At 49.7% G+C, this 14,507-nt stretch carries 13 protein-coding genes and 1 pseudogene; 12 read left to right on the forward strand and 2 right to left on the reverse strand.

Annotation, left to right across the window (positions count from 1 at the left end; genetic code table 11):
• The 6 genes and pseudogenes from EDM60_RS28825 to EDM60_RS23335 form a co-directional block, all read left to right on the forward strand.
• A pseudogene (locus tag EDM60_RS28825) lies at positions 1–1,287 on the forward strand (hypothetical protein); the annotation flags it as partial.
• A 450-nt stretch (positions 1,288–1,737) separates the two neighbouring features.
• On the forward strand, positions 1,738–2,547 hold the full coding sequence (locus EDM60_RS23315) for a motility protein A (RefSeq protein ID WP_122966083.1): 810 nt from the start codon (positions 1,738–1,740) through the stop codon (positions 2,545–2,547).
• Positions 2,540–3,343, forward strand: a complete 804-nt coding sequence (locus tag EDM60_RS23320) for an OmpA family protein (RefSeq protein ID WP_122966084.1) — start codon at positions 2,540–2,542, stop codon at positions 3,341–3,343. The genes EDM60_RS23315 and EDM60_RS23320 overlap by 8 nt, the downstream gene beginning before the upstream one ends.
• A 377-nt stretch (positions 3,344–3,720) precedes the next feature.
• Positions 3,721–4,524, forward strand: coding sequence for a basic amino acid ABC transporter substrate-binding protein (locus EDM60_RS23325; protein ID WP_063229276.1), 804 nt, complete (start codon positions 3,721–3,723; stop codon positions 4,522–4,524).
• Positions 4,525–4,611: 87 nt separating this feature from the next.
• Entirely contained in the window at positions 4,612–5,286 is a 675-nt protein-coding gene (locus EDM60_RS23330) for an amino acid ABC transporter permease (RefSeq protein WP_122966085.1), read from the forward strand.
• Between the two features lie 90 nt (positions 5,287–5,376).
• Positions 5,377–5,574, forward strand: a complete 198-nt coding sequence (locus EDM60_RS23335) for a cold shock domain-containing protein (RefSeq protein ID WP_063229318.1) — start codon at positions 5,377–5,379, stop codon at positions 5,572–5,574.
• Between the two features lie 73 nt (positions 5,575–5,647).
• Here EDM60_RS23335 and EDM60_RS23340 read toward each other — a convergent pair whose 3' ends face one another.
• Entirely contained in the window at positions 5,648–6,700 is a 1,053-nt protein-coding gene (locus tag EDM60_RS23340; RefSeq protein ID WP_122966086.1) for an HD-GYP domain-containing protein, read from the reverse strand.
• A 208-nt stretch (positions 6,701–6,908) separates the two neighbouring features.
• Between EDM60_RS23340 and hpf the strand changes: the two genes are divergently transcribed.
• The 4 genes from hpf to prfB all read left to right on the forward strand — a co-directional run bounded on the left by hpf (position 6,909) and on the right by prfB (position 12,189).
• Positions 6,909–7,463 (forward strand): ribosome hibernation-promoting factor, HPF/YfiA family, encoded by a 555-nt coding sequence (gene hpf, locus EDM60_RS23345; protein WP_122966087.1) that lies wholly within the window; start codon positions 6,909–6,911, stop codon positions 7,461–7,463.
• Between the two features lie 198 nt (positions 7,464–7,661).
• Complete coding sequence (secA, locus tag EDM60_RS23350) at positions 7,662–10,181, forward strand: preprotein translocase subunit SecA (RefSeq protein ID WP_122966088.1); 2,520 nt, start codon at positions 7,662–7,664, stop codon at positions 10,179–10,181.
• A 320-nt stretch (positions 10,182–10,501) separates the two neighbouring features.
• Positions 10,502–10,951, forward strand: a complete 450-nt coding sequence (locus tag EDM60_RS23355) for a hypothetical protein (RefSeq protein ID WP_063229281.1) — start codon at positions 10,502–10,504, stop codon at positions 10,949–10,951.
• Positions 10,952–11,075: 124 nt separating this feature from the next.
• Positions 11,076–12,189, forward strand: a protein-coding gene (gene prfB / locus EDM60_RS23360) for a peptide chain release factor 2 (RefSeq protein ID WP_122966089.1) whose coding sequence is annotated in 2 segments (ribosomal slippage) — positions 11,076–11,156 and positions 11,158–12,189 — 1,113 coding nt in all. Because the reading frame shifts where the segments join, the coding sequence is not laid out codon by codon here.
• 8 nt (positions 12,190–12,197) lie between these two features.
• On the opposite strand, the gene EDM60_RS23365 is transcribed toward prfB, so the two are convergent.
• Entirely contained in the window at positions 12,198–13,616 is a 1,419-nt protein-coding gene (locus tag EDM60_RS23365; RefSeq protein WP_122966090.1) for a PAS domain-containing sensor histidine kinase, read from the reverse strand.
• A gap of 143 nt (positions 13,617–13,759) precedes the next feature.
• Here EDM60_RS23365 and EDM60_RS23370 point away from each other — a divergent pair, with 143 nt between their 5' ends.
• Both EDM60_RS23370 and cccB read left to right on the forward strand, forming a co-directional pair.
• The gene (locus EDM60_RS23370) at positions 13,760–14,029 is read left to right on the forward strand and encodes a YciI family protein (RefSeq protein ID WP_122966091.1); all 270 of its coding nucleotides are present in this window, start codon (positions 13,760–13,762) and stop codon (positions 14,027–14,029) included.
• Between the two features lie 82 nt (positions 14,030–14,111).
• Entirely contained in the window at positions 14,112–14,477 is a 366-nt protein-coding gene (cccB, locus tag EDM60_RS23375) for a cytochrome c551 (RefSeq protein WP_063229284.1), read from the forward strand.
• Positions 14,478–14,507: the final 30 nt, after the last annotated feature.

Raw genomic sequence — 14,507 nt, forward strand, 5'->3', positions numbered from 1 at the left:
GCTGCAACAGCAGGGAAAGTACTGGGAACTGCTACAGTAGCCAAAGGCAAAACAGAAGCGGTAGTTACCATTAACCAACTGGGTGGAGAAGCAGGAAAAGTGTATGTTTCCTCAACAGAAACTGGAAAACAAGAAAGTAATCGTACCGAAAAGGCATTTGATGCAGAGGCTTCGACGACTGCACCAAAAGAAGCTGATATCACAGTTGTTAATATTGCAGGTAAATCAGATACCGTAACAGTAACGGCAACAGAAGGTACGATTGTAAAAGTGTATGATGCTGCAACAGCGGGTAAACTACTAGGAACTGCTACAGTAGCCAAAGGCAAAACAGAAGCCGTTATCACGATTGGTCAACTGGGTGGAGGAGCAGGAAAAGTATATGTTTCCTCAACAGAAACTGGAAAACAAGAAAGTAATCGTACCGAAAAGGCCTATGACGCAGAAGGTACCTCTACAGCTCCTAAGGCGGCAGATATTGAGGTAATAAATAATGCAGGTAAAGCTGATACAGTAACAGTAACGACAGCGGAAGGTACTGTTGTAAAAGTTTATAATGATGCAACTGCTGGAAAATTGCTGGGGTCTGCAACAGTTGCTAAAGGGAAAACTGAAGCAACAATTAGTATCTCCCAATTAGGATCTGAAGCAGGAAGTATCTATGTATCGACCACAGAAAGTGGTCAACAAGAGAGTGAACGAGTAGAGAAAGCGTATGATGCTGAAGCTACAACTGCTACACCTAAAGCTGATGAAGTTACAGTCTCCAACAATGCAGGAAAAACGGATACCATAGTGGTTACAGCAGCGGAAGGTTCAGTAGTAAAAGTTTATAACGCAGCTACAGATGGAAAAGTTTTAGGGACTGCGACAGTACCTAAAGGCAAAAATGAGGCAAGCATTAGCATTTCGCAATTGGGCTCTGAAGCAGGAAGTGTATTTATCTCTGTAACTGAAGTTGGTAAAAAAGAAAGCGAACGTTTAGAAAAATCTTATGATGCAGAAGCTGTATCCAAAGCACCATCAGCAGATGACATCAGCATTGTAAACAATACGGGTAAAGCAGATACTGTTACCATATCAAATCTTTCTTCTGGCGATGTTGTAAAAGTCTACAAAGAAGGAACTACAACGGTTTTGGGAACGACTACTGTTGCAGATGGTGGAACTGAGGCAGTCATTAGAGTTTCTCAACTTGGAGTAGAAGCTGGTGTTGTGGAAATTACAGTACAGAGTCCTGGCAAATTGGTTAGTGAAAAAGTAACTAAAGCTTTCGAGGCTGAATAAGTAGCATAAAGTATTTTGTAAAAACAAGACCCAGTACGTATACGGTACTGGGTCTTGTTTTCTTTAATGAAGAAAACAAAGCCTTGACAATCTTTGTTAGTAGGCGCCAAAAGAAAGGTGTGTATCTAAGTTGCTAGGTGGGTAACTTTGTGTCGAGCAAAGTGGTCAATGTTTGTGTGAGGTTCATACCCTTGTTTGAGTGGAAAAGCAACGTAAGGCATTTTGGGGTTATAAAGAATTTGTTGGAAAGCTTTTTTTGATGGAAAACGTTAATATTTATGCCCCCGAGTAGTCTTTCTACAAAATTTAACAGGGGGCTCATTAGAGGAGAGATTTTTTATTCATAATCATTATAGACCTCTGCTATAATAAAAAAATTCAAATCTACCGATACACCAAGAGGAAAACTTAACTCGTTTGACAGGAAAGAATACTAGGAAGGTGACACCATTGTCCACAAAACGCCGCTCACTCGTCTTGATCGGAGCCGTCCTCCTCATTTTCATACACGCGGTTTACTTGAACGGCAACCTCGGTGATTTGCTGAACGTGACCGCGATTGAACTGGTCGCGCTCTCCGTGGTTGTGTCGTACGCGATCAAGCGCAAGCATCTTGATGTAAAAAAAATCGTCCGCCTTTTGATTCACGGAAGGGACAGCAACGTAGAGGAAACGATCAAGCGCTTCTACTATTACGCGCTCGTTCAAAAAGAACAGGGATATATCGCGCTCGAACGCGAGCTGCACCAGGAGAAAGATTCGTTCGTGCAGCGCGGCAGCCTGCTGGCGGTAGAGGGTGTGCCAGAAGAAGAGCTGCGAATGATTCTGGAAAACGAGCTGAAGGGCGAGCAGTATCGCTATCAGCAGGCAGCTGGCTTCTTCCGGCTGATCAGTTTGCTGGCGCCAGGGATGGGGCTGGTAGGGACGCTGCTCGGGATGACAGGGGTGTTGAAGTCGCTCGAAGACATGGCGCTCACTGGGCACAGTCTGAGCGCAGCGGTGGTCGCCACGCTCTATGGCGCGCTCCTTGCGAATTTGTTCGCTCTGCCGTGTTACTACCGGATGATGGACTTGTATGACCGGGAAATGTTTGAAAAACGGCTCTACATCGAAGGCTGTGTTGGATTGCAGCGGATGGAGACGCCGCGCCTGTTGTTTGAGAAGCTCAATTCGTTTTTGCCTGGCGACCAGAAGCTGGTGCTCGTCAAGGAGCCTGGCAGCATGAAGGGCACGATTGAAAGGCAGGATCGCTATGCATGACGATCGGTTGTACGACGAGAAGGAGCTGGAGAAAAGCTGGCTGATCAGCTACAGTGACTTGATTACGCTGTTGTTTGTCATCGTGATCATCATCGCGGCGACGCAGTTGACCAGGATTCAGACCGAGCGCGAGGCTGCCAAAAAGGAGCAGGTGGAGCACGAGGCCAATCTCAAGCAGGTGCATCAAAGCCTTGATCTGTTGAATCTGCAAAAGCTCGAGCTGGAGCGCGAGATTCATCAGCTGGAGGGGCAAAAGAAGGTGCTCACAGGCACGATTGACGAGAAAGGCTCGCAGGAGCAAGAAATGGCGAACTTGCCTAAGCCGCCTGTTGGCATGCCAGACTCGGGTGAACGCGATATGGAGACGGTGCACAACCAGCTTTCCTCTGCTCTGGCGGAACTGAATCTGGACTATGAGGAGACCGAAGAGGGATTGCGTATCCGGCTTCCGGAGAAAATTTTGTTCGGCAGCGGCTCTGCTGATCTCCAGGAGCAGGGGAAAGAGGTCGTAGGCACCGTAGCCCAGGTGTTGCAGCGCTATGAGCACAGAGTGCGGATTGAGGGCTACACGGACGATGTGCCGATCTCGCGCAGTTCATTCAAATCCAACTGGGAGCTGTCCTCTGCCCGCGCCATTGCAGTAATGCGGGAAATGGTTGATGCATATTCCTTGCCGGCATCGCGCTTTACGGTCGCGGGATTGGGAGAATACAAGCCGCTCGTGGATAATTCCAACGATGAGAACCGCGCGCGCAACCGGCGAGTGGAGATTATTATTTTGGCGGAAAAAGAATAATTCGTATTTTTCTGATAAATTAATGTTTTTAGGCAGGATTTTTATATACAGGATAGAAGTATATCCGGTGTATACGAATCCTGTTTTTTCTTGTGAAAAACGTCTCGGCGGTTTTCATGAAAGCGGATATGTCGCTTTGCGGCCAACCAAACGGTCTTGACCATTTGTTGCCAGCTCCGGTTCTATCTCTCCTATCGCTTCCGTAACCATAGTACCAGGGCCGCAGAACAAGCAGGAAAATAGTTATACCCAGCTTGTGCACAACGCTATGTGGATAATGTGGATAACTTTGTGGAGAACGCAAAAAACACACGATTTCCATGTGGACAGTGCTGGGGAAAAGTATGCTATACAGAGAGAAACAAGGGGGATTTCGAATGGGTTTCGGGAAAAAGTGGTTCAAGTCTCTTGTGCTGGTAGCAGGTGTGGGGCTTTTGGTCTCTGCCTGTGGTTCGGGAGGCCAGCAGTCTTCGGGAAGCGGTACGAGCGGTGGCGGTTCCCAGGACAAAGTATACGTGGTCGGAACGGATGCGGCTTACCCGCCATTCCAAATGCTTGAGGCTGACAAGATCAGCGGGCATGACATCGATGTGATGAATGCGATTGCGGAAGCGGGAGGATTCAAGATCGAGTGGAAAAACACAGGCTGGGACCCGCTGTTTGACGGCCTGGACAAAGGCACGGTGGACATCGGGATATCGTCCATCACGATCACGGACAAGCGCAAGGAGAAATACGACTTCTCGGATTCGTACTTCGAGGCGAATCAATTGATTTTGGTTGCAGAAGACTCCCCTGTCAGCAAGCTGGCTGATCTGAAAGGCAAAAAGATCGGGGTACAAGCTGCCACTACAGGGGAAGAGGTGGTCAAAAAGGCGTTTGGCGATACGTATGAAGGCTTGAAAGGCTATGACGACATGCCTTCATCTGTGGACGACTTCTTCAATGGCCGTGTCGATGCAGTTGTAGGTGATAATGGCGTACTGCAATATTACGTAAATAAAATCAAAGACAAGAAATTCAAACTGATCAAGGACGACTCTTTTGAAAAAGAATTTTACGGCATCATGGTCAAAAAAGGAAACACAGACGCTCTGAACAAAATCAACGACGGCCTGAAGAAAATCAAGGAAAATGGCAAGCTCCAAGAAATTTATACCCAGTATTTCGGCAGCAAGTAGTCAGCGACAACAAGCCGGGTGCGCTGCGAGGACGCGCCCGGTGTTTGTGAACTCCAGTGCTGACATACAGGAAGGGAGGACTTGCCATTGGACTGGAGCGTCATCTATGAGTACAGGGAACTGTTTATCCGCGGCATTATCAATACGATTTTACTGACGGCAGTAGCTACCGTTTGCGGGACTTTCCTCGGGCTGTTTATCAGCTTGGGCAAAATGTCGGCCAACCGCTTTTGGCGGTGGACATGCTCTATTTATGTAGAGTTGTTTCGGGGAACGCCGATGCTGGTGCAAATTTTGCTGATCCACTTCGCCGTCATTCCGTCGATATGGGCGTTGTTTTTTCCGGGAGAGAACAGTCCTGAAGCGATATATTCCGGTTTTGTAGCGTTGTCGCTCAATGCTGCTGCGTACATCGCCGAGATTTTTCGGGCGGGGATTCAATCGATCGATCCAGGGCAGATGGAAGCGGCGCGCTCGCTGGGGATGACAAAGGGGCTGGCGATGCGCCTGATTGTATTGCCACAGGCGTTTACGCGCATGCTGCCGGCGATCGGGAACGAATTTATTGCCCTCTTGAAGGATTCGTCCCTTTGTGCGGTAATCGCGACACCAGAGTTGAACTACGCCGCCATGAACGTGGCGAAGAGCACATTTGAGCGCTACCCTCCTTACTTGACGGAGGCAGCCGTCTACCTGGTGCTGACACTGTTTTTGTCACGGGTCGTCGTGCGCGGCCTGGAGAAAAAATATTCTACGAGATAGAAGAATGCGTTTCCTCGAATTGGGGAGACTATGGTTGTACACAAAGGATTTTTATCCAAATTTTTACAAAAGAAAGGGTTGTGCTGTTTCATGCAAGGCAAAGTTAAATGGTTTAACGCAGAAAAAGGATTCGGTTTTATCGAGCGGGAAAATGGCGATGATGTATTCGTCCACTTCTCGGCCATTCAAACGGATGGATTTCGCACACTGGAAGAAGGACAAGCTGTGGAATTTGATATCGTGGAGGGCGACCGCGGGCCACAGGCAGCGAACGTCGTCAAACTGTAAAACATATCGATGACAGCAAATCCCCCTGGCCGCGCTACCGGCTCAGGGGGATTTTTAGTAAGGCAGCTGTAGTTCAGCTGATCATTCTCGTAATGAATAGCTCCCGATAATCGCGCAAATCCACAAATTCGTCTCCTCTGCGGACGAGTGGACGCATGGGTTCATCCGTATGAATCATGATGATTTCGACGTGGTCGCCATTGTTGAGCAAAGCCTGGGAGCCGACATACAGCAAAATGATGTACTGGATAAAGCGGGAGACGATCAGCGGATTCAACTTGCCCTGGCATGCCAGTTCCCACAGGACGTTGGCAGCCTGAAAAGGAGAGGTGCCGCGACGATAGACGCGATCCGTACATATGGCATCAAAAACGTCTGCCACGCTGATGATCTGGCACTCAAAGGGGATGTCTTTCTTTTTGCGGCCGAGTGGATAGCCGCTGCCATCGAGACGCTCGTGGTGCATCAAGGCGCATCTGGCAATCCATTCGTCAGCGTCTTCCATCGACATGAGCAGCTCATTGCCGTAGATGGTGTGGCGTTTCATGATCTCATACTCTTCATCGGTCAAGCGGTCTGGCTTGGCTAAAATCTCATCCGGGATCATCATTTTCCCGACGTCGTGCAAAAGACCTGCTTGTCCCAGGCGATAGATTTCCTCCTGGGGTCGTCCTAAAATTTTTCCTATCAGGGCAGCCACGATTCCTACATGAAGAGAATGGCGGTACGTGTAGTCTTCCGTCCCTTCTTTGATGTAGATGAACCGAAGAAAGCCCATTTGCTGGAGAACCTGATCCAGCAGCGGATAAAACGTGCTGTTGAACTGCTGCAAGGGAGGAACAGAACCTGTAGCGATCTGTTTGAATAAATGCTCGGTTTGCTTGACTGCTGCAATGTACTCACGGGCAGCCTCTGCCTCGTTCCAATGCAGCATGGGCAACGGCACCTCAGGAGTTCCCTGTTCAGAAGCGACATGCACCGACTGGATTTGATGCGCTTCCAAAAGGCGAATGTCACTCATGTGAAGGACAGCTCCGGCGGGCAAAAGAAGCAGGCCGTACTCATTGTAGACGTCTTGCGCGAGCGTTGTGCCAATAATGGAATGAGAAGGTTTCACCTCTGCCATGAGGATTCCTCCAGTGCGATGACGACCGCGATATATAGGATAGAGTGATTACCCTTCTATTATAGCATAGGGCATCTAGTAAGTATTGGTAAAATTCTGTCGACTGTTGCCGGATTGTAAAATTTTCACTAAGATTTTTTTGAGATTGGAGCAGGATTATTTACAGGGGTGCCGAATACCTATATATAGACGGAAGGAGGTTGGAACCATGAAATTTAACATTCGTGGAGAAAACATTCAAGTCACCGCAGCACTGAGAGAGTATGTGGAAAAGAAAGTCGGCCGTCTCGAAAAATATTTCGAAACAACGCCTGCCGATGTACAAGTTACCATGCATGTACATCGCGGAGAAGGCACGATCGAGGTAACTATCCCGCTTGCCGGGGTCATTATCCGAGCAGAAGAAACACACGAGGATATGTATGCCGCTATTGATCTGGTGGCAGAAAAGCTCGAGCGTCAAGTTCGCAAGCACAAAACGAAATTGATGCGCAAGCTGCGAGTTGATTCCGCTGCGAAAGTAGGCCAGCGCGACAGTCAATCCGTAGCTGTGATAATACCAGATGTCGATGAGGAAGATGTTGATATCGATATTGTCAGAACAAAACGTTTCGACTTAAAACCGATGGATGCGCAGGAAGCCGTCATGCAGATGGATATGCTGGGACACAGCTTCTTCGTTTTCCAAAATAGCGACACCAACGATGTCAGCGTGGTGTACCGCCGCAACGACGGGCGCTATGGATTAATTGAACCGAAATAACGAAACTTTACACCTTGTTACTCGTATAAGACTAGGGAGTTGCTTTTGGCAACTCCCTTTACTTGTGTATATGAGCTTCTATTTGTTAAAATAGCTTTTTAGAAAGTCTTATTTTCGTAGAATCGATCTTATTTTATTTCAGGCTTAGGCCAAATCATACGATATGTTTGTTCGGAAGCATATGGAAGGGGTGTCCTCATGTTAGGACTCGTTAAAAAGATATTTGGCGACAGCAACGAACGTGAAGTAAAAAAAATGTTCAAGCGCGTGGAAGCAATCAATGCGCTGGAATCAACTGTATCTGCGCTTTCCGATGACCAGCTGCGGGAAAAAACAGCGGAATTTAAAGCGAGACTTGCTCAGGGAGAGCCGCTCGACAAAATTTTGAATGAAGCATTTGCTGTTGTCCGCGAAGCATCCAAGCGGGTTTTGGGCATGCGTCACTTCGATGTTCAGCTGATTGGTGGTATGGTGCTGCAAGAAGGCCGTATCTCCGAGATGAAAACCGGTGAGGGGAAAACATTGGTTGCCACCCTGGCAACGTACCTCAATGCTTTGCTCGGCAAAGGCGTTCACGTCGTAACTGTGAACGAATACTTGGCAGAGCGCGACTCGCGGATCATGGGTCAGCTCTACAACTTCCTGGGGCTGACAGTCGGTCTGAACAAAAACGGACTGAGCCCGGAAGAAAAGCGGGAAGCTTACGCTTGTGATATTACGTACGGTACGAACAACGAGTTCGGTTTTGACTATTTGCGGGACAACATGGTTCTGTACAAAGAACAGATGGTGCAACGTCCGCTCTTTTTTGCCATCATTGACGAGGTGGACAGCATCCTGATCGACGAGGCGCGTACTCCGTTGATTATTTCCGGATCGGCCAACAAATCGACTGAGCTGTACTACATCTGCTCGCATTTTGTGAAGCGGCTGGAGCCGGAAAAAGACTTTACCATTGATGAAAAGCTGAAAATCGTCAACCTCACGGACGAAGGGGTAGGCAAGGTTGAGCAAGCTTTCAATATCGACAACCTGTACGACACGGCGCACATCACGTTGAACCACCATATTACCGCGGCGCTGAAAGCACAAGTGCTGTTCAAGCTTGACGTGGACTATGTGGTGCAGGAAGGCGAGGTTGTGATCGTCGACGAGTTCACAGGACGTCTGATGGTCGGCCGCCGCTACAGCGATGGCTTGCACCAGGCGATCGAAGCCAAGGAAGGGCTGCGCGTGCAAAGCGAGAGCATGACACTCGCGACGATTACGCTGCAAAACTACTTCCGTATGTACGAGAAGCTGGCAGGTATGACGGGTACGGCCAAAACCGAGGAAGAAGAGTTCAAAAAGATTTACGGCCTCGATGTCGTGGTCATTCCGACGAACAAGCCAGTCATTCGTCAAGACATGCCTGACCTGGTGTTCAAGACAGAAGCAGCCAAGTATCGTGCGGTTGTAAACGATATCGTCGAGCGTCATAAAAAAGGCCAGCCGATTCTCGTTGGTACGATTTCCATCGAGAACTCTGAGCGCCTGTCGCATATGTTGAAGCAAAAAGGCGTTCCGCACAGCGTATTGAATGCGAAGCACCATGAGCGCGAGGCGGAAATCGTCGCTCGTGCCGGTCAGTACGGGGCAGTGACGATTGCTACCAACATGGCCGGTCGCGGTACCGACATCCAGTTGGGTGAAGGCGTAGCGGACTTGGGCGGTCTGCACATCATCGGTACAGAGCGCCACGAGAGCCGCCGGATCGACAACCAGCTGCGCGGACGTGCCGGACGTCAAGGGGACCCGGGTTCTTCCCAGTTCTTCCTGTCGATGCAGGATGAGCTGATGCGTCGCTTTGGCGCGGACAACATCATGAACATGATGGATCGCTTGGGCATGGAAGAAGACATGCCGATCGAGAGCCGTCTGGTGACTCGCGCGGTTGAATCCGCCCAGAAACGTGTCGAAGGCTCCAACTTCGATGCACGTAAAGGCGTACTCCAGTACGACGACGTGATGAACCAGCAGCGTCTCGTTGTTTACAAGCAGCGCAAAGACATCCTGGAGCAAGCTAACTTGAGCGATGTCGCGTTGAATATGATCTACAGCGTGCTGGAGCGTGCCGTCGAACAGCATTGTCCAAAAGAAGAGGTTCCAGAGGATTGGGATCTGCAAGCATTGGCAGATGCGGCGAACAACGGCTTCCTGCACGAAGAGAACATTACCGTTTCCATGCTGAAAGGCAAAGAAGCAGAAGAAATTCTCGAGCTTTTGAAAGCCGAAGTCAACAAACAGTACAAAGAGCGCGAAGCTCAAATCGGCGAGATGATGCGCGAGTTCGAAAAAGTGGTCATTCTGCGCGCTGTCGACAGCAAGTGGATGGATCATATCGATGCGATGGATCAGCTGCGCCAAGGGATTCACCTGCGCGCCTATGCGCAAAACGATCCGTTGCGCGAATACCAGTTTGAAGGCTACGAGATGTATCAAGCCATGCTTGCTTCCGTACAGGAAGAGGTGGCAATGTACATCATGAAGGCTGAAGTGAGCCAAAACCTGGAGCGCCAGGACGTCATCCGCGGCCAAGGCATTGATCCAAGCCAGCTGCAAACTTCCGGCCCTTCGGAAAATCCGGAAGCGGAAGAGTCCAACGATGCGGACCCGAAAAACCGCGCACAGCGCCGTGCTCAGGAACAGGAACGCCGCCGTCAAAACAAAAAACAGTAGGTCAATCGAGCACTCCTCTTTGCAGCCGCATTTTGCTGCGAGAGGGGTGCTTTTTTCATTTCTTTGCTCAAAAGAAGTGGCATCTCGACACAATGAGAGCATGTAGTTGCCAAAAAGCTCGAACAAGCCGAATTTGCAAATTGTTTCCTGACGCATAGACACTATTCGTCCTGATCTTTTCCTCGCCGCCTGTTATGGTCGGTCTATTTGTCTAACACTGGTAAAAGTCATCGAACGATTCAGGTGGAAATGTTCGGAAAAATCAATAGAATCATAAGTACAACACTTTTACCAAATACACGGGGACGGGGGAATGGGACATGAAAGCGACAGTCAACGTGATGGGCATACAGACGAAAAACATGATGGAGAGAATTGGGGTTACACTCAAAGCGGTATTGAAAACAGCGGGAGAACATAAAAAAGTCAAATGGATCGCGAAGGAAGAGCGCGGGGAGGAGCCGGCCGTCTTTACCGCAGAAGACCCTGTCTTCTATGAAGAACGGCTGACAGCAGAGATCCCGGAGCCGAACTGGACGCAAGGAGTGCTCATTCCGCCAAAAGGCATGCTGGATCAACGCCAGCGAAGTCCGGTGGCTGCGGGGCAGAGAAAACGCAGAGTAGAACGAAGCAAACAAATGATACGCAAACGAGCGGTACAGGTGCGCAAGGATCATCTCTCATTGGTGGTGGCGCCGCAGGCGGATAATAAACAACCACATGAAATCCGAGACTTGAGATCCTCGCCATCACCGCCGATGGCCACATAGCAGAGCACACGCCAGACAAAAGGCGAATCACACTTTTTACGCACGGCAGGTTGCCAGGTTTGCGGATCTAGCGAATTACGTTACAATAAACTTAGCTTACGTAAAGAGAAGGTGACTCGCAAAAATGGCATTGATCGATATTGCGGACATCAAACAAGAGATGTCCAGTATGGCTAAGCGTTTAGCGGATATCAGGGGGTCTCTTTGACCTCCCTGTAAAGGAAGAGCGGATCGGCGAATTGGAAGAGCGCATGCTTGCTCCAGACTTCTGGGACGACAACGAGGCTGCGCAAAAAACAATCAGCGAGCTGAACGCCATCAAAAGTCTTGTCGAGACGATGGGCAAGCTGGATTCCCAATACGAAGACCTCCAGTTGATGCTGGAACTCGTCATCGAAGAAGGCGAAACTTCCCTCATCCAGGATTTGTACGACAGTACCCAGGAGCTGAGAAAGTCGTTTGAAAGCTTTGAGCTGGAGCTGCTTTTAAGCGATCAATACGACAAAAACAACGCGATCCTGGAGCTGCATCCTGGTGCCGGGGGAACGGAGTCGCAAGATTGGGCATCCATGCTCTTGCGAATGTATACACGTTGGGGGGATGCCAAAGGCTTTAAGGTCGAGACACTCGACTATCTGCCAGGGGATGAAGCAGGTGTCAAAAGCGTTACCCTCCTGATCAAAGGGTACAACGCTTATGGATATTTGAAATCGGAAAAAGGCGTGCACCGTCTCGTGCGCATTTCCCCATTCGATGCCTCCGGGCGTCGCCATACATCATTTGTTTCCTGCAACGTTCTCCCGGAAATCGAGGACGACAATGCAGTCGACATCCGCACGGAAGACCTCAAGATCGACACCTATCGTTCCAGTGGTGCGGGTGGTCAGCACATCAACACGACTGACTCCGCTGTCCGGATTACCCACTTGCCGTCAGGCATTGTGGTTACGTGCCAAACCGAGCGCTCACAAATCAAAAACAGGGAGCGGGCGATGAAAATGCTGACGGCTCGCCTGTTTGAAAAAAAGAGGGAGGAGCAGGAAAAGACGCTGGCTGCGATTCAGGGCGAGCAGAAGGATATCGCCTGGGGAAGCCAGATTCGTTCCTACGTTTTCCATCCGTACAGCTTGGTAAAAGACCACCGGACGAACATGGAGGTAGGAAACGTTCAGGCTGTCATGGACGGCGAGATCGACGCTTTTATCGACGCGTATCTGCGCGCGCAGATCAATCGATAGAAAGTCGCTTATGACTGCACGACTTTCGGCAAAGTAATCATGACGGTGGTTCCTTTGCCGAGTTTGCTCGTGATTTCAAGCGTACCACCATGATCGCGAATGATTTTGGAGCTTACGAGAAGCCCCAGACCCGTTCCGGTTTCTTTTGTACTGTAAAATAGCTCTCCCAATCGCGGAAGCAGCTCCTCGGGTATGCCGTGGCCTTGATCGGTTACCCGAACCAGGACGTTCTGATCGTCCTCGACGACTGCGATGGAGAGGATTCCTCCTGACGGCATGGCTTCCATGCCGTTTTTTATGATGTTGATAAACACTTGTTTGATTTGATACTCCTCACAAGGAATCAGCGAAGTAGCTGACGGAAAATGTGTCACGATATTCACGTTTTTTAACAGCGCTTGTGGCGCAAGCAGCTTGATGACAGAGTGAAGCAGCGGCAGCAGACCGTTTGGCGCGTACCGCTGAGTCTGTGGCTTGGCCATCAGCAAAAGCTCGCTCGTGATGGAAGAGATGCGCTCGATTTCGGAAAGCATGATTTGCACATATTGATGGTTTGTTGCCGGTTCGCTTTCCATCAATTGCAGGAATCCTTTCAATGAAGTGAGCGGATTGCGGATTTCGTGCGCGATGCCTGCGGCAAGCTCGCCGAGGGCGGAGAGCTTGTCCGAGTAACGCAGCAGCTCCTCCGAATGCCGCCGCTCTGTAATATCGCGGGCAACGATTACGGTATTTTTCACGTGGCCGTCTGCTCCGATGTCCGGCGTTCCTTTGAACTCAAAAATAAGCATCCGGCCATCGGGATGACGATACGAATACTCGGTTTCCAGTGGTATCTTGTCCACGATCATCTTTTGAAAATCAAGGCTGGCGGCTTGACGCTGCTCAGGCTGTATCAAAACGGAAAAGTGCCGGAGCAAAATATGCGAGGCAGACAGACCAAGAACGGATTGAATCGATGGCGATGCATATGTAATGTGCCCGTTCAAGTCGACAATCAAAATCAGATCCATGATGTTTTCCGAAATCAGCCGAAAATTTTCTTGCATGAAAAGTAACGCTTCTTCTGTCTGCTTTTGGCGTGTGACATCCTTGGCAATCGAATAGCGGCAAACGATTTCTCCGTTATGAAAGATTGGGAAGCTGGAGATGCTGATCTCCAAATAACGTCCGTCCCGATGTCGGAGACGGTACGGTATATTTTTGCGAACGCCTTCTTTAAGCAGGCTAACCAGTCTTTCCTTGTCCGGCTGAGGAACAGGGGCAATCAGCTCCCACATTTTCATCCGCAGCAGTTCAGGAGCGGAGTAGCCCAACAGTTCTTCTCCTGCGGCGTTGACGCCAGTAAGGTTGCCATGCATGTCGATAATGTAAACAGCATCGGGATTGTTATGGAAGAGCGAATTGTACAACTGCAACTGCGTACCCATACCTGACCGCCTTTCTGTCGCTTCTTGCTCCATTTCAAAACGTTCGCTGTAGAGTGAAAAAATCCTACCCGGGCTAAAGTCCTGATTGTCAAATATGGTATACTGCAAACAAACGCACGAACTGATAAGGAGAGGGTTCACGCATGTTGTATGTCGCTTTTTTGCCGATTGTTGATCAGGAATTGAATGCCAAAATCAGGCCAGCGCATTTGGAGTATATTAACGATCTGTACCGTCAGGACAAGGTGTTTATGGCAGGACCATTCACGGACAAGCAGGGCGGTCTGGTCATCTACAAGGCAGAGTCCTTGGAAGAAGCGCGCAAACTGGCCGAAGCCGATCCGGTCGTAGTAGAAGGAGCGCGGACTTTGGAGCTGCGCGAGTGGAGCCCGCTTGAACTGCCTTTGACCTAAATTCGGCAGGGAGAGGAATGAAGAAGTCGTCGTCGAGGCATACTTAGCGAAGAATTTCTACTTAAATAAGGAGGGAACAGCCTTGAAACGCATCCCGTTCACCCTGCTTGCGGCTGTACTCACATTCTCGCTAGGCGCCTGTGGCGGCGGCAATCAGCAGACGCAACCCCCTGCTGAGAAGCCGGCTACTGAATCGCCTTCCACCACGGCTCCATCCGGCAGCTACGATGCTGCAACGGCAGAAACGCTGTTTAAAAACACCTGTGCCGGGTGCCACGGCCAATCGCTGGAGGGCGCAGTTGGTCCCAACCTGCAAAAGATTGGCTCGGAACTGACAAAAGATCAGATATTGGAAGTGTTGAACAAAGGCAAGGGCGCGATGCCGCCTGGACTGGTAAAAGGGACAGACGCGGAAAACATCGCAGCTTGGCTTGCTGACAAAAAGTAAATAACGGCAAGAACGAAGCGCTCGGAGAAT

Origin of the sequence: Brevibacillus parabrevis (assembly GCF_003710905.1) — a bacterium.
GTDB lineage: Bacteria > Bacillota > Bacilli > Brevibacillales > Brevibacillaceae > Brevibacillus > Brevibacillus parabrevis.